Source organism: Streptomyces sp. NPDC101151, assembly GCF_044768335.1.
Lineage (GTDB): Bacteria > Actinomycetota > Actinomycetes > Streptomycetales > Streptomycetaceae > Streptomyces.
The window spans coordinates 1-14,413 of sequence record NZ_JBIWPP010000057.1; the positions used below are offsets into that span (position 1 = coordinate 1).

General features: G+C 65.3%; 12 protein-coding genes and 4 pseudogenes. 5 read left to right on the top strand and 11 right to left on the bottom strand.

Going from position 1 to position 14,413, the window contains the following annotated elements:
* Window positions 1–302: 302 nt before the first annotated feature.
* Entirely contained in the window at window positions 303–1,139 is an 837-nt protein-coding gene (locus tag ACIRU3_RS44015) for a hypothetical protein (RefSeq protein ID WP_404069495.1), read from the top strand.
* Window positions 1,140–1,190: 51 nt separating this feature from the next.
* Window positions 1,191–1,434: pseudogene (locus ACIRU3_RS44020) on the top strand (transposase); the annotation flags it as partial.
* Between the two features lie 329 nt (window positions 1,435–1,763).
* On the opposite strand, the gene ACIRU3_RS44025 reads toward ACIRU3_RS44020, so the two are convergent.
* The 7 genes and pseudogenes from ACIRU3_RS44025 to ACIRU3_RS44055 all read right to left on the bottom strand — a co-directional run bounded on the left by ACIRU3_RS44025 (window position 1,764) and on the right by ACIRU3_RS44055 (window position 9,349).
* Window positions 1,764–2,528 carry a hypothetical protein gene (locus tag ACIRU3_RS44025; protein WP_404069497.1) on the bottom strand — a complete coding sequence of 255 codons (765 nt, stop codon included), beginning with the start codon at window positions 2,526–2,528 and terminating at the stop codon, window positions 1,764–1,766.
* A 364-nt stretch (window positions 2,529–2,892) separates the two neighbouring features.
* Window positions 2,893–3,704 (bottom strand): annotated as a pseudogene (locus ACIRU3_RS44030) (transposase family protein).
* A gap of 115 nt (window positions 3,705–3,819) precedes the next feature.
* Entirely contained in the window at window positions 3,820–4,632 is an 813-nt protein-coding gene (locus tag ACIRU3_RS44035) for a class I SAM-dependent methyltransferase (protein WP_404069499.1), read from the bottom strand.
* A 635-nt stretch (window positions 4,633–5,267) separates the two neighbouring features.
* On the bottom strand, window positions 5,268–7,169 hold the full coding sequence (htpG, locus tag ACIRU3_RS44040) for a molecular chaperone HtpG (RefSeq protein WP_404069501.1): 1,902 nt from the start codon (window positions 7,167–7,169) through the stop codon (window positions 5,268–5,270).
* 181 nt (window positions 7,170–7,350) lie between these two features.
* Window positions 7,351–8,130: an RNA-guided endonuclease InsQ/TnpB family protein gene (locus tag ACIRU3_RS44045; RefSeq protein WP_404069503.1), complete on the bottom strand. Its 780-nt coding sequence runs from the start codon at window positions 8,128–8,130 to the stop codon at window positions 7,351–7,353.
* Between the two features lie 66 nt (window positions 8,131–8,196).
* Complete coding sequence (locus ACIRU3_RS44050) at window positions 8,197–8,793, bottom strand: TIGR03086 family metal-binding protein (RefSeq protein WP_404069505.1); 597 nt, start codon at window positions 8,791–8,793, stop codon at window positions 8,197–8,199.
* A gap of 154 nt (window positions 8,794–8,947) precedes the next feature.
* A complete protein-coding gene (locus ACIRU3_RS44055; RefSeq protein ID WP_404069507.1) occupies window positions 8,948–9,349 on the bottom strand; it encodes a PPOX class F420-dependent oxidoreductase in 402 nt (133 codons plus the stop codon).
* A gap of 676 nt (window positions 9,350–10,025) precedes the next feature.
* On the opposite strand from ACIRU3_RS44055, the gene ACIRU3_RS44060 reads away from it, so the two are divergent.
* Window positions 10,026–10,322 (top strand): hypothetical protein, encoded by a 297-nt coding sequence (locus tag ACIRU3_RS44060; RefSeq protein WP_404069509.1) that lies wholly within the window; start codon window positions 10,026–10,028, stop codon window positions 10,320–10,322.
* Window positions 10,323–10,664: 342 nt separating this feature from the next.
* On the opposite strand, the pseudogene ACIRU3_RS44065 reads toward ACIRU3_RS44060, so the two are convergent.
* The 4 genes and pseudogenes from ACIRU3_RS44065 to ACIRU3_RS44080 form a co-directional block, all read right to left on the bottom strand.
* Window positions 10,665–10,778: pseudogene (locus ACIRU3_RS44065) on the bottom strand (hypothetical protein); the annotation flags it as partial.
* Complete coding sequence (locus ACIRU3_RS44070) at window positions 10,754–10,861, bottom strand: CoA transferase (protein WP_404069555.1); 108 nt, start codon at window positions 10,859–10,861, stop codon at window positions 10,754–10,756. The pseudogene ACIRU3_RS44065 and the gene ACIRU3_RS44070, both read right to left, overlap by 25 nt.
* 533 nt (window positions 10,862–11,394) lie before the next feature.
* Window positions 11,395–11,817 carry a hypothetical protein gene (locus ACIRU3_RS44075; protein ID WP_404069557.1) on the bottom strand — a complete coding sequence of 141 codons (423 nt, stop codon included), beginning with the start codon at window positions 11,815–11,817 and terminating at the stop codon, window positions 11,395–11,397.
* Window positions 11,818–12,143: 326 nt separating this feature from the next.
* Entirely contained in the window at window positions 12,144–13,307 is a 1,164-nt protein-coding gene (locus ACIRU3_RS44080) for an NAD-dependent formate dehydrogenase (RefSeq protein WP_404069511.1), read from the bottom strand.
* 336 nt (window positions 13,308–13,643) lie between these two features.
* Here ACIRU3_RS44080 and ACIRU3_RS44085 point away from each other — a divergent pair.
* Window positions 13,644–13,742: pseudogene (locus tag ACIRU3_RS44085) on the top strand (CrcB family protein); the annotation flags it as partial.
* 36 nt (window positions 13,743–13,778) lie between these two features.
* A complete protein-coding gene (locus tag ACIRU3_RS44090; protein WP_404069513.1) occupies window positions 13,779–14,318 on the top strand; it encodes a fluoride efflux transporter FluC in 540 nt (179 codons plus the stop codon).
* Window positions 14,319–14,413: the final 95 nt, after the last annotated feature.

A 14,413-nucleotide genomic window follows, 5' to 3' on the forward strand; every position in this document is an offset into this window, starting at 1 on the left:
AGCCGTTTCGTCATCTCAGGCCCTCCCGGCCGTAGTTGACGTCCTCACCTCACGGCGTACTCCCGCACGAACCCGCCGTCAACAAACCACCGCTAGGGCGAACGGGGTACAGCCGGACGGGGGACGCAGGTGCCACGATACGAGGACGTGCGGGAGGCGGCTGATCATCGGCCCAGGCGTCGCGATGTGCCCGCCAGGCCCTTGACCTGATGCCGCTTCGACGGAGGATGGGGGAAGAGAGCGGGTCTGCGTGGTGAAGTGTGGGCCTCTGACAACTCCGGCACCAGGGAGCGCTTCTTCCGATGACCGCACAGCCCGCACGCCCTGAGCGCAGCGGTCCCGAGACCGCCTCGATGGATGTCTCGCCGTTCAAGCCCTCTCTCGTCAAAGCGGAGTTCAGGGACGTGACCCCGATGCACGTCTCTCGGTCGGCCGCGTGGGCCGCGGCGTCGGTGACGCGGACAGTGCTGACGGAGATCATCGACGGCGCGAGGAGAGCGGCGGCGGAGGAGGCCCGGAAGAAACTGATTCCCGGGGACCTTCTCTCGGCGATCGACCGGAACGTCGAGTTCGAGGTGGGGGAACAGTGGTACGACCACAGCCCGACGTTTCAAGGCCTGACCGGTGTCCTGTACGACGCCGCAGGTGTCATTGTGCCTTCTCGTAAGCGCAGCAGGTCGCGCAAACCGAGTGCTGTGGTCGGCGCCCACAGGTTCGAGGCCGGGGTCAAGAAGCTGCTGTGGACCCAGGGGGCGACGGCCGTCCCAGCGATGGTCCGCGACCTGGACGGAATAGCGAGCGTGTTCCTGACGGACCTCGCCCGGGACGCGGCCATGGTCGTCCGCGAGGGCGGGGTCAAGCGTTTCGGTACGGTCCCCCCAGTGATGTCGGGCGAATCGGCCTCACCCCCGTTCCTCAGGGATTCCCTCCAGGCCCTGTCCGCCCGCAGGGGGGACAGGCGGACCATCGGCAGGGATGACATCCTGGCCGCCACCACGATTCAGCTGTTCGGTGGCAACCTCAGGCAGCGAGCCCTCATCGAGGCACGCGAGGCGACCAGAACACTTCGGCCGGACGAGAGGGTGTGCCCAACATCGCCGCCTGCACCCCATCTGCTGCCGCAGACTCGCCAAGAATGACGTTCGTTGTGACACTCGGCAGTTGGGTGTGGTGTCAGCAGGATCTGTTGGGTGTCTGCTGATCTTGTGCCCGATGACCTGTGGGAGCGTGTGGCCCCGCTGTTGCCTGCTCGTCCTCCCAGGCGGCGTCGGTACCCCGGGCGGTTGCCGGCGGATCACCGCGCTGCGCTGAGGGGCATCGTTTACGTGCTGTGCAAGGGCGAGAGCCGCGGGATGTTCCAGCTGAACGGATCGGCGCAGTGGTGTGACGGCCTGGCGGCGTCTGCGGGACTGGAACGGGGCCGGTGTCTGGCCAATCCGTGACGACGTTTTCAAGGACCAATGACATCAGGGAGCGCTCCAAGGCTCTACCCCAGACCGAGCCTTCCGCGTCATCTGCGATGCGACCAATAACTGGCAGCAGACCACCGATCAGGGCGAAGTAGACATTGACATCGCCGTTGGCGTCAGGTCCGCAGCCTGTTGATGAGACATAGTCCAGGCCGGTGACGGCCTGGACTATGTATCCGAGATGAAGGGTCAACGCTCGCAGTGAGCTGCCGGGGATAGGGAGTTACCTTTCTCCCGGAATAAGCCCACCGAAAGAGACGCTTCCCACCACTCGGGGTACTCCGTCGAAGACGGCTAGCAGGGCACCTTTGCTATGCTGTATTGGCCATCCGGTTCAGTGGTACCCGGAATAACCAGTGGGGACCTCGATGTGGCGTTTACGGACCACGTTTTTTGCCCAGAGACATTGTACGGGTAATAGGCATAAAGCTCGCCGTTCGTTACCGCGTACTGGGGCGTGAACTGAACGTATCCCGCCTCATGAGCGGGCACGTGCAGGCCGTACGCTTTCGTGGTGGTCTGCGCGACACTCTGGGCAATTGTGTGCTGATATTGGAAAGCCGCTTCGACTCCTATTTCCACCACTTCTCCGAGCTTGAGTCCCGCCTTCACCGAGACCTGTGTTCCGTACATGTCCGTCACCGTGTGGGTGAGTGTGATGCTGTTCAAGAGGCTGATGTCACCCTCCGAAGAATTGTTGCACACATTAAGGGTCGCGGACACCTTGAGCGGCGTCCCCGGTACGATACTGGGAGTCGATCGCGCGGTGAATTTACACGAGATGGGCATTTGTTGTACGAGCGAGCCCTGAGTGGGCCACGGATAGGTGATCATGACGCCGAAACCGACCAACGGGTTGTTGCAGTCTCCTACGCGATCGGGCACAGGGGCCATTTTGGAGCAGCTGTAGGTATTGGGGGAGGCCGCCCCCGCGCAGGTGTTGTCTATGCCGGCGGCATGAGCCGAAGTGCCGACCAGGGAGACGAGTACGTTAGCGCTGAGTACTGACAGTGCGGCAAGCCAACCCCGCCGCAAAGGTACCGGTGCAAGGTGTCTCATGATGGATCTTCCTCCCTATCGGGCAAACCAGACAGCCCGCTCTGGTAATTGGTAACGATCGGACCCCCCGGTGAATCATCGACCTGCGTGCTCAAGATCCGGGCCACCGCAGGGGGTCGCGAGATGAAAGAATTGCCAGGCAGCCGATTGACAGCATCGGCCACCTCTGCGACCGGCATTAGCAGGGTCGCGCATGGTGCCGTAGTACATCCCCGGCAGTAGTCGAGTAATCCGGATTGTGACTCCCCCACCCACACTCTGTCCATAGCTAGCAGCCCCACAATCCCGACCAAAATTACATTGCCCAAAAGGGCATTGCGTTACCAGGTTGAACTCGTAGTCAATGACGTTTTCTCAGCGTTGATCATTTCCAGATGCCGTTGAGAACGATGGCGGCTCGGGCGTTGTCGCCGATCCGCCTGGGGCAGAGCGTGACGTGCTGCAGGGTGCGCGACCGCTGCTTGAGCTCGGCTGCGGTGCGTTCCCCGAGGGCGCGGACGCCTCTGATCAGGCTGTTGGTGGCGCGCATGTCCGCGTGCAGGATCTTTTCGGAGCGGCCCTTCGGGCGCCGGACCGGGACAACGATTCCGATCCCCACGCCGATGTAGCCTTTGTCGGCGAGGGTGGGCAGGCCGTCGGCGGCGGCCTTGTACAGCGCGTGCAATGCGTGGATGCGTGCGGCGGTGATGTCCGGGGTGGAGCCGGGCTCGGCGTCGGAAACCCACAGCGGGGTGCCGTCCGGGGCGGACAAGAACTGCACGTTGCCGCCGAAGGCTTTGTGTTTCTGGCTGAACCACAGGTCGTTGCCGTGTTGTCGCGGACTCCCGCGACGCGGTCGGAGTCGATCAGCGTGCCGTCGAGGATCACGTGGGTCATGCCCTCGCGCCGGCAGCGGTCCAGCACCCGGTGGAGGTCCGGGGCCTGGGCGGCGATGACATCGATGCCTTCGTGCAGGTAGCGGTAGCCGGTGGCCTGGGAGGCGCCGGCGTCGCGGGCCAGGCAGTGGAAGCATCCACGCTCGCGGAACCAGCGCAGCACCAGCACGGCTTGGCGGAACGGGCCGAGCGCGCGGCTGCCGCGCGGAGTGCCAATTCGCCGCCGGTGCGTGGCCAGCAGGCTGGACAGGTACTCCACGACATGGCGCGGGACGTCGAGCGTGGCAACGTAGGTGACCAACGTGAGGCCTCCGGTGGCTACGGACACGATCTTGTGGTGATACCTGTCCTACCAGGGGCTTTACGTCTGTTCGAGCCTGAGGCCCGCATACCCGATCCGCGCTGGATCGAGTGGCTCAAGCCTTCTCGGCGCGGATCGAGTAGGTGAGGGGAGTGCGCGGAGCGCCCTCGGGATGCCGGTAGATGTCGCCGTCGTGGCGCTCAAGCGACTGGCGTTGGAGGTAGAAGGTGTAGTCGTGCTCGTGAAGAAACTGGATCCGTAGCCCAACTCCGGCGATCGCCGAGACAACGGTCGACAGACTGTGCCGCCACTCGACGGTGTCGTTGGCCTCGGTCGTTGCCGCCTCATCGGCGTACGTACCGGGGCCTCCCGAGGCTTCCGGACCTTGATCGAAGTAGTCGTGCGTGACCGTGCTTGCGGTCCCGTCGTCGAGGACGAAGCTGAAGGGATGGAACTCCGCGAGGTACAGGTGTCCACCTGGGGCGAGCAGTTCGGCGACCACCGATGCCCAGCGACTGATGTCGGGAAGCCAGTTCAGCGCCCCGAAGCTGACGTAGACAATGTCGAAGGTCTCCCCTTCGACCGCCGAGACCGCGTCGTAGACGTCCGCGATCACGAAGCGTGCGTCGATGCCGAGATCGGTTGCGAATCGTGAAGCCGCTTCGATCGCGGGTGGAGAGAAGTCCAGCCCGGTGACCTGGGCTCCTCGTGCCGCCCACGACAGCGTGTCCCGGCCGAAGTGGCACTGCAGATGGATCAGGCGCTTGCCCCTGACATCCCCCACCTCGGCAGTCTCGAAGTCCTTGAGCGAATCGGGCCGGGCCCGGAACCCCTCCATGTCGTAGAAGTCCGCGCCCAGATGAATGGGCACCCGCTCGTCCCAGTACGCCTTGTTCAACTCCCGCCAGCGCCCTGCCAGATCACCCATGAGTCCGGACGATACACGGAGGCGGGACTGGCCCACTACGCTGTCGGACTCGCCAACCAACCAGTGGCCATGTCCAGGTCGATCGGCTCTCGAAATCCCACTCCGGATGCGCGTACGGGGACAGCTCCGCCAACGCAGCGTTGATCTTCCGTGCCGCTGGGCGGCAGGTGCGCGCTCGGCGAGCGACTGCCGCCAAGCTCAAGCAGCGATGACGCACCCGCAACAAGTCACGCTCAGCCCAATCACATCGGCGGCCTCACCCGCGTCGCCGCGTTCTCAAGGGAATCCAAAAGTGATCACCACTGAGAAAACCTCACTGACTGGTCGATCACGAGTTCGAGGATCAGGCTGGTCTCCGCGAGGCAGCCGTCGATCAGGTGAGGGCGGAACTGCATCTTCTTCAGCCTGCGCTGCTCGATCGGGACGAGTCGACCGAGGTCGGGGCGATGACGTTCACCAAAAGGCAAGCAGAATGCGCGATCGCCTCGAGCAGGCCCGCATCGCAAGGTTGGGATGAGGGGGCGGGGCGGTCGGATTCGAACCGACGTCCTCCGAGATGATGTCGCGGCGCACTACCTCTGTGCTACGACCCCGCCTTACCGATGATCATATCCCCAAGGGGGAACGGAAGATTGTCAGAGGGTGCGTTCCAGGCGGTCCGCCATCACCTTCACGAAGTGCGCCGGGTCGGCCGGCCGACCCCCCTCCGCCAAGACGGCCAAGGAGTAGAGCAATTCGGCGGTCTCGGCGAGCTCGGAGCGGTCCTCGCGCTCCCTGTACGCCCGGTTCAAGCCCTTCACCAGCTGGTGGTCGGGATTGAGTTCGAGAATGCGCTTGGTGTGCGGCACCTCCTGCCCCATCGCCCGGTACATGTTCTCCAGCGCCGGTGTCAGATCGTGTGCGTCCGCGACGACGCAGGCCGGCGACACCGTCAGGCGCGACGACAGACGCACCTCCTTGACGTCCTTCTCCAGCTGCTCCCCCATCCAGCCGAGCAGGCCGACGTATTCTTCGGCCTGCTTCTCCCGCTCGCCCTCGGCCTTCTCGTCCCCCTGCGCGGCGAGGTCGATCTGCCCCTTGGCGATCGACTGCAGCCGCTTGCCCTCGAACTCGCCCACGGCGTCGACCCACACCTCGTCGACGGGATCCGTGAGCAGGAGTACCTCGATACCCCGTTCCCGGAAGGCCTCCATGTGCGGGGAGCTGTCGATGCTCTGCCGGGACTCGCCGGTGATGTAGTAGATGTCCTCCTGGCCGTCCCGCATCCGCTCCACGTACTGCTTCAGCGTGACCGTCTCGTCCTCGCCGTGCGTGCTCGCGAACGACGAGACCGCGAGCACGGCGTCGCGGTTGTCGGAGTCGGTGACCAGCCCTTCCTTCAACACCGCTCCGAACTCCCGCCAGAACGTGGCGTAGCGCTCGGCGTCGCCTGCCAGCATGCTCTTGACCGACGCCAGGACCTTCTTCGTCAGCCGCCGCTGCATCATCTGAATGTGCCGGTCCTGCTGCAGGATCTCGCGGGACACGTTCAGCGAGAGGTCTTGCGCGTCGACCACGCCCTTGACGAAGCGAAGATACGGCGGCAGCAGCGCCTCGCAGTCGTCCATGATGAACACACGCTTCACATACAGCTGCACCCCACGCTTGAAGTTCTGCGTGAACAGGTCGTGCGGGGCGTGCGACGGGACGAACAGCAGGGCCTGATACTCGAAAGTCCCCTCGGCCTGCAGAGCGATGGTCTCCAGCGGTTCGCGCCAGTCGTGGCTGATGTGCTTGTACAGCTCGTGGTACTCGTCCTCGGACACCTCGTCCCGTGAACGCGCCCACAGCGCCTTCATGGAGTTCAGAGTCTCGGGTTCGGCCGGCCCGTCACCCTCGCTACCCTTCTGCTCCCCAACCAGCCTGACAGGCCAGGTGATGAAGTCCGAGTAGCGCTTGACGATCTCCTTGATCTTCCACACCGAGGTGTAGTCGTGCAGCTGGTTGTCGGGGTCGGCCGGCTTGAGATGCAGCGTGACCGAGGTGCCCTGCGGCGCGTCGTCGGCCTCTTCCAGGGTGTACGTGCCCTCACCGCGCGACGTCCAGCAGGTGCCCTTCTTCTCACCCGCGCGCCGCGTGAGCACGGTGACCTCGTCCGCCACCATGAAACTGGAGTAGAAGCCGACGCCGAACTGGCCGATCAGCCCTTCGGCGCCCGCCGCGTCCTTCGCCTCCCGCAGCTCCCGCAGGAACTCGGCCGTGCCCGAGTTGGCGATCGTACCGATGAGCTGCCCGACCTCGTCGTACGACATCCCGATGCCGTTGTCCCGCACCGTGAGCGTACGGGCGTTCGTGTCGATCTCCAGCTCGACGTGCAGGTCGGAGACATCAGCGTCGAGTGAGTCCCGCAGCACGGCCAGGCGCAGCTTGTCCAGCGCGTCGGACGCGTTGGAGACGAGCTCACGGAGGAACACGTCCTTGTTCGAGTAGATCGAGTGGATCATCAGCTGGAGCAACTGACGGGCCTCTACCTGGAACTCAAACGTTTCGGTCGGCATGGTTCGCAACTACCTCACTTGGTCAATAGATCGCCGGTAACTGACACCGTCACTTTGACGTGCTCCCTGGCCTAGAGGCCAGGGTTTCCGGCCCGGGTCGTCCGACCCTTCCGGGGGCTTCCCGCTTCAACGCGCTGTGCCTGGACTTTCGTCCTGGTCTTAGCGACGCTGCACGAGGCGTCTAGCGTCTCCGCCCGTCCGGCGGCGACGATACGGCGTCCTTCGAAAAGGACGTTGTGAGCTGCTTTGTGATCGCGGTCATGCACGGTGCCGCACGCGTCGCACGTCCGCCCCCGGACGTGCAGGGGCCTGGGGCCGTCCCTGAACCCGCGGGCCGAGCTGTCAGGGACGTGGGCGCGGCCGGTAGCCGGCGGGACCACTTGACCTTGAGATTGCCGAGCTTGGCCACGTACCCCGTGCCGTCATCCTCCAGGCAGAAGGTGTTGGTGTTGAGCCGGATCGACTGCAGGGTGTCCCTCTTCGACTTGTACTGGGGCGGACCGACCTTTCGGCCCTGCCGCTTGCCCTTGAGGCTGTCGAAGAAGTTCTTGTCGGCGGTGTCGAGGTCCCGGAGGGACTGTTGCAGGAAGACCGCTGACACCTCGACGAGCCAGGCCCGTTCCTCGGTGCGTTTGGCCTGGGTGATGCGAAGCCGGGACAGATCGGCCGACTTCACGCAGGGCAGCCCCGCCGGGTGTGCTTCCTTGCGGTCACGCAGGCAGTCGTTCCACACCACGCGGGCGCACCCGAACGCCTGGGCCAGCGCACGGCGCTGGATGGCATCCGGGTAGGCCCGGAAGTTGTAGCAGAGCTGCACAACCAAGATCCTACTTCGATTGGCCTCATGTTGCGGAGCTCCGTCGGCGATCGTCCACCAGTACGTCGAGCAGCAAAAACGTCCGCTCCAGTGCCGCAACGGGCAACGCCCGCGTCGTTCCATCGGACCGGTCGATTCCTGCACCAGGCGACACCGGGCGGCGTTCTTGCGGTGCAGAAGTCAGTGCACGACCGGTTGGTGAGCCGTCACTCAGCCTGTCGCTGGACGGCGGCCGACGAGTCCGAGCAGCCGCTCCAGGGCGGGAGAGCCCGCGGAGATCTCGACCGCCGGGGCGAACGGAGTCCTTGGCCGGTCGTCGGACGGAGCTCCGCTCGGGATCAGCGCCGCTACCTTGAGTGAGTAGCGGACGAGGTCGGCGCCCGGATCGTAGGCAACGCCGATACTCTGAGCGACGTCCCAACCGTGGACTACGCAGTCGAGCACGTGCATACCGAGCGCGACCCGGCCGGGAAAGAACCCGAACTCCCTGATCTGGAGCGAATTGTCCAGGACATCCTCGGCGAACGCCCTTGTCATGGCGTCGGCCGAATCGAGGTACGCCTGGTAAGGATCCCTACCCAGGTTGCCCTGATCCCAGGCCCGGAGGTCACCGGTGGCGCCTGCCGCGGCGGCCGCGAAGCCGAGGTTCTCGCTCACTTGGTGGCGGAGCAGGCCATGCAGTGTCCAGTCGGCACACGGCGTTGGAAGACGAAGCTGATCCGGGCCGATCTGCGCGATCACCGCTCCCAAGGTAGCGAGGGCACGGCGGTCCAGTTCCCTGATATCCACGGCCGCGACGCTAGCCATGGCGCCCTCTTCTGGGCCACTCCTTTTCGGAGGCGCCTCAGCCTGTCCCGATGCCTGTCGGCGGAGAACGTTGCCCGATGCGGCACCAGCCTGCGGGTCAGTGCAGCCTTGAAATACGTCTCATCCCCGGGAACGCTCGGTAGACGCACGACCATTAACCGCGGGGACTGCTGATCCGTTCGGGTTGGATCACGTACATCACCCGGACCTGGTCACGGCCGCCGAACCACGGGTAGGGCCCGCCGAGATACTTCTGCGCGAGCGCCTCGATGTGGTCGACCGCCCCCTCAGTGGTCACCCGCACCACACGGCCGCGGATCTGGATGTAGGAGGTCGGATCCGCGGGGTCGGCGACCGCGACGGCCACCCGCGGGTCCCGCGCGATGTTACGGGTCTTCTGATGCGACTCAACGCTGTTGATCAGGACGTTCTCGCCGTCGGTGTCGACCCAGGTCTGGGTGAGCTGGGGCGAGCCGTCGGGCATCGTTGTGGCGATGTAGCAGGTGCTGGGGCGGCGCAGCAGCGCTACCACGTCCTCGCCGAGGGGCACGGGCACGGGGGTTCTCCAGAGATCGGTTCGGTGGGCTGCCGGTGCAACGGTAGCCGCGAAAGGAAACGCGGCCCGCGCCTGGTCCCGGCAAGTTACCCCGCACCGGATCCGCGCCACCGCAGGGCAGCACCGAGGAGGTGGGCGCGCGCATTGACCTGCACGTGTTCGCAGCCCTGGGCGGCGACGCCAGCACCCTGGACCCGGCGCCCGACGGGCCGTTCCGCCGCACTCCGGAGCTGGCGAACGCATCCCACCGGCCGGCCGGCGCCCCTGCTCGGCCGTGGAACGTTGCGCGCGGCTGGGCGGCGGAACCGCTGGCGCCGGGCAGCCACCCCCGAGCTATCTGGCCCCTTACCACTCCTGGCCCTCTCGGCCAACGCCCGGGTGTTCGACAGCCGGTGGCAGACGGGACGCCATCAGCCGTGCTCCGCTGCCCATTTCACTCCCGGGGCGTCACCGCACGCGACTCGCGCCGGAGGCGCCATCGTGGGTGGTGCCGGCCCGGCTCACTCTCGGGGGAACGGGACACGGCATCGAAAGCCGGTCCTAAGGCACATCGTTGCGACTGGCCACTCAGAACCCGGCGCGTCTCGTCCCTTTTTGGACATTCCTCATTAAAATTCCCTAACTGTACGAAGTCGATCTGCCACAGATCGCACCCACTTCACTCTACGGAGATGACATGCACAAGCTCCGCAAGGCTGCCGTCCTGGTCGCCGCCCTCAGCACCGTCGGGCTTCTGAGCGCCGGCGCCGCCCAGGCCGACGGGGGTCGGGGCGGCTCGGGCCAGGGTGGCGACCCCTTCAAGATCCAGCAGAGCACCGAGTGCAGGTCGCACGATCTGAACGTCGACGTCCTCGGCGCGGTCGGCGTGCTCAACGGCGTGCTGGGCAATGGGCTCAACGGCGAAGGCGCCGCAGGAAGCCAGGAAAACCACCTGGGTTCGACCATGGGCTGCAGCAACAGCGTCGGCAAGTAGATCAGGACGCTCCTCGGTGTCCCGGCCACGGGCTGGGACACCGAGGTTTTTGTGTCGCCGGCAGGCCCGGTCCCACAGCTTGGAGGCACGAAACAGCGAAGGTGGAGTTGGTACGGCTGGGCAGTGGACGACGCTCGCAGCACGAGCTGCACACGGCGCACGAAGTCCGCACACGAAGTCGGGGAGATACGCCCGCGCTGGGCCGCGCCGGCCCCCAAGCGGGAATCCCGTGAAGCTTTCCGCCGGTTCGAAGCCGTGCCCCGACAGGTGCTCGACGAGATCGAAGGCGATGAGCGTGTCGGTCATCGGGATCTCGATGTACTGGCCGACGCCGGTGCCGGCGCGATGGACCAGTGCGGCGAGCACCGAGCAGACGATGGTCAGCGCGCAGACCTTGTCGCCGGTGAGAGCACGTCGGCGCTGTCGATCAGTTAGAGCGTGGTGCGGTAGGGACACCCCGAAACGGTGTCGGACGGGGACTCGATCTTGGTGACGTCGGCGCCGAGTTCGCCCAGGATCTGCGCCGCGTAGGGACCCATCACCACCGCTCACAGATCGACCACCCGCACGCCGTTCTGGGGACCTGTGGTGCCGGCGGCCGTGATGTCCATCATCACTCCTGTTCACGCAGTGATTTCATGCCGAATGTTTCCACCGACGACGTTATGCGCGAACAAATCAGATGGGAATGATCGACGGGCGAACAAGGGTATGGCCACAGCGGTCACACCCCAAACGGATCGCACGGGAAAAGCCGTCCGGAATCCTTCGGACGGTGATGACCTCATGGAAGATCTGCCGGGCTCCGCTGCACGGTTCCGGGCTGGGACACCGCATCGTGGAGACACCCGTGGGCACATCTGAGCGTCTTCGCTCGGCTGCGAGGTCCAGCCTCCGGGCCAGGCACAGCGAGAGGACTGCGAGCAGCACGAATGAGGGAGCCCCCGGCCCCGGGGACTCCCTCACTACGCACGCGGGCTCGGGCTCGGGCTCGGGCTCGGGCTCGGGCTCGGGCTCGGGCTCGGGCTCGGGCTCGGGCTCGGGCTCGGGCTCGGGCTCGGGCTCGGGCTCGTCAGAGCTTCCCGCCGATCTCACACGCCTGGCACGGCGGCCGGCCGCAGGTGCACTGCATGATGGCCTCGAGGACATCGCGGTCGTGGTAGAGGCACTCGTCCCTGCACGTGTGGCGCGGGATGAATCCGGCCGGGATCTCACCGGGCCACGGTTCGTGACCGTCCCGGCAGCGGACGAACCGCTCGGGGTCGGTGGAGTGCAGTTCGTGCATGTTCGACCGCGCCTCGTCCTCCAGCTCCCGTACTCGCTCCACCAGGCTCTTGAGCTCGGCGGCGAGGTCGGAGTACCGATCGGCGCCGGTCCGTACGTGTGCGGCTCGCAGTGCCATCGCTGCGTTGCCCAAAAACCTGCTGGCATCCTGAAGGTCGGTCACGTGATGCAATTGAATGCCGTTCACGCCCCGTACCCACACGGCGTCCATGCTGCTCACTGATCCGCCTTTCCGGCGTTCACCTTGGTCTGCTTGCGCAACGGTATGCGCGGCGCCATTGCCTCCGCATAGGGATGAAATTTCTCTATTTACGGACGTTAAGGGTCCCGGTCGCGCTCGTCCAGCTATTTCGGAGTGAATCGACTCACAGCAGCATGGACCCGCGGCAGGCATGGCAGACCTGAGATCCATTTCCCACGCAGGTGATGGATCTTCTACAGGTGGGATCTTCTACACGGGATGGATCTCCTGCATTGATCTTCTACATGGCGTCCGATGAATCCACGGCCGATTTCATGACGACCGGCCGCTATTCGCTATCCGGTGACCGTGTAGGACCGCGCTCCCGTCCCGGCGAGCCCACCGCCGTCGACGATCAGGTACTCGGGGCGGATGGAGCGCCCGTCGAGCCAGTTCTCCAGGATTTCTCGGGTACCGGCCGCGTAGCGGGTCTGCGCCGACAAGGTCGAGCCGGAGACGTGCGGCGTCATCGCCTCGTACGGCATGGTGCGCCAGGGATGGTCGGCCGGTGGCGGCTGCGGATACCAGACGTCCCCGGCGTAACCGGCCAGTTGGCCGCTCTTGAGAGCCCGTACCACGGCGTCCCGGTTGACGATCAGCGCGCGTGCGGTGTTCACGATGTACGAACCGCGCTTCATGGCGCCGATCATGTCGTCGTCGAAGAGGTTCTGTGTCTGCGGATGCAGTGGAGCGTGGATCGACAGCACGTCGACCGAGGAGGCCAGCGAACGCACGTCGGGATGCCAGGTCACCCCCAGTTCCTCTTCGACCTCCTTGGGCAGCCGGTGCACGTCGAAGTAGTGCAGTGCGACGTCGAACGGCTTGAGGCGACGCAGTACCGCCTGGCCGATGCGGCCGGAGCCGAGGACGCCGACGTCCATGCCTTCGATGTCGTAGGCCCGCGCGACGCTGTCCGCGATGTTCCAGCCCTTCTTGGCGGTGACCCAGTCGTGAGCGGGCATGTAGTTGTGCACCAGGGTGAGGATCTGCATGACGGCGTGCTCGGACACGCTGATGCTGTTGCTGAAGGTCACCTCCGCCACCGTCATGCCGTGAGCGATGGCGCTGGGCAGGTCGACGTGGTCCGAACCGATCCCCGCGGTGATCGCGAGTTTGAGCCGGGGAGCCGCGGCAATCCGCTCGGCGGTCAGATAGGCGGGCCAGAAGGGCTGCGAGATCACCACGTCGGCGTCAGGCAGCTCACGGTCCAGGGTGGAGTCCGGGCCTTCCTTGTCGCTGGTGACGACGAGGGTGTCGCCTCGGCCCTCCAGGAACCGGCGTAGTCCCAGTTCTCCCGACACGCAGCCGAGGAGCTGTCCCGGGGTGAAATCCAAGGCTTCCGGGGTCGGCGCGGTCTGACCGCCCGGGTAGCCGGTGATGGCGGGAATCACATCTCGGGCGTAGTCGGGAGGATAACCGTCCACGGGGTCGGGATAGAGCACCGCAAGGATCTTTGCCATGGCCGTCCTCCATCGGTGATGGCTCCTGCTCAGGTCAACCGATCGAGCACCGATGATCTTGAATTCTAATCGAGTATGAGTTGGCACTTCAATCCCCAGGGATAATGTCAGGTCGGACCCTGTGGATAGCGATGCAGATATTTCAATGAGGTCTGCGACAGCAGTGGGGTCACCGTGCGTGGACGGAAGCTTCCGATGCAGGCGGACGAATCCAGGCCCGCCAGGGGATCTCGTGGCCCGGGCACACATCTCCGGTGCCGCCTCCGAACCGGGAGGCGAGTCCGCACCGTCACATGAGCCGTTCCGCTCGCGTCTGCGCCGAGGAGCCTGGCAGCGATCGCACTCGGCGGCCTTATCGGAGGGTCGGCGCGTTACTCACTGAGACTGACCTTTCCACAGCCCAAGGCGGCGATTCCGCTGACGGCGTTCGCCATCAACGTGTCCGGCGCGTTCCTCCTGGCACTGGTACTCGTGTACGTGCTCGACATCTGGCCGCCGAGCCGGTACGTGTGGCCGTTCGCCGCGGTCGGGTTTCTGGGCTCCTTCACCACCTTCTCGACCTCGATGGTCGACACCGATCAACTTGTGGGTCACGGCCACTACGCAGTCGCAGCGTTCAACATTTTCGGCAGTCAGTTCGCCGGCCTGGCTGCCACCGGTCTGAGTCTGGGCATCGGCAGGATGGCGCTGGCAAGGCGGGTACGGATCGCCACGCGGCGTGGCCGCGCCGCAGGTACGGCTGGTATCACCGGTTCGTACCTGCTGGGGCTGCTGGTGGCGCGCACAACGGACTGCCGGAGCAGATCGTCGATCGGCGGCGCCGGTTTCTGCGGCGGCTATACGACGTTCTCCACATTCAGTTACGAGTTGGTCCGCCTGCGCAGCAGAGGACAGGCTCGAAAAGCCGTTCTGCACGGTGCGTCGAGCCTCTGGTGGGCCTGCTTGCAGCAGCGACCGGGCTCGCCGCCGGGTCGCTCCGAGAAAGGCCGCGCCCAGCAGTCCTCGATTTGACAGATGGATCTACTCTTGTAGTAGGAAGCGCTCTATGGCGTCTGCTTGTTGGAGCGCCTGGGTTGGCCTGCGTCACCGGCATCCGGAGTCTGCTA

What these genes read in the sequence shown, in the direction of transcription:
- ACIRU3_RS44015 (WP_404069495.1), top strand. Translation starts at nt 303, where the DNA reads ATGACCGCACAGCCCGCACGCCCTGAGCGCAGCGGTCCCGAGACCGCC.
- ACIRU3_RS44025 (WP_404069497.1), bottom strand. Translation starts at nt 2,528, where the DNA reads ATGAGACACCTTGCACCGGTACCTTTGCGGCGGGGTTGGCTTGCCGCA.
- ACIRU3_RS44035 (WP_404069499.1), bottom strand. Translation starts at nt 4,632, where the DNA reads ATGGGTGATCTGGCAGGGCGCTGGCGGGAGTTGAACAAGGCGTACTGG.
- htpG (WP_404069501.1), bottom strand. Translation starts at nt 7,169, where the DNA reads ATGCCGACCGAAACGTTTGAGTTCCAGGTAGAGGCCCGTCAGTTGCTC.
- ACIRU3_RS44050 (WP_404069505.1), bottom strand. Translation starts at nt 8,793, where the DNA reads ATGGCTAGCGTCGCGGCCGTGGATATCAGGGAACTGGACCGCCGTGCC.
- ACIRU3_RS44060 (WP_404069509.1), top strand. Translation starts at nt 10,026, where the DNA reads ATGCACAAGCTCCGCAAGGCTGCCGTCCTGGTCGCCGCCCTCAGCACC.
- ACIRU3_RS44070 (WP_404069555.1), bottom strand. Translation starts at nt 10,861, where the DNA reads ATGGGTCCCTACGCGGCGCAGATCCTGGGCGAACTCGGCGCCGACGTC.
- ACIRU3_RS44075 (WP_404069557.1), bottom strand. Translation starts at nt 11,817, where the DNA reads ATGGACGCCGTGTGGGTACGGGGCGTGAACGGCATTCAATTGCATCAC.
- ACIRU3_RS44080 (WP_404069511.1), bottom strand. Translation starts at nt 13,307, where the DNA reads ATGGCAAAGATCCTTGCGGTGCTCTATCCCGACCCCGTGGACGGTTAT.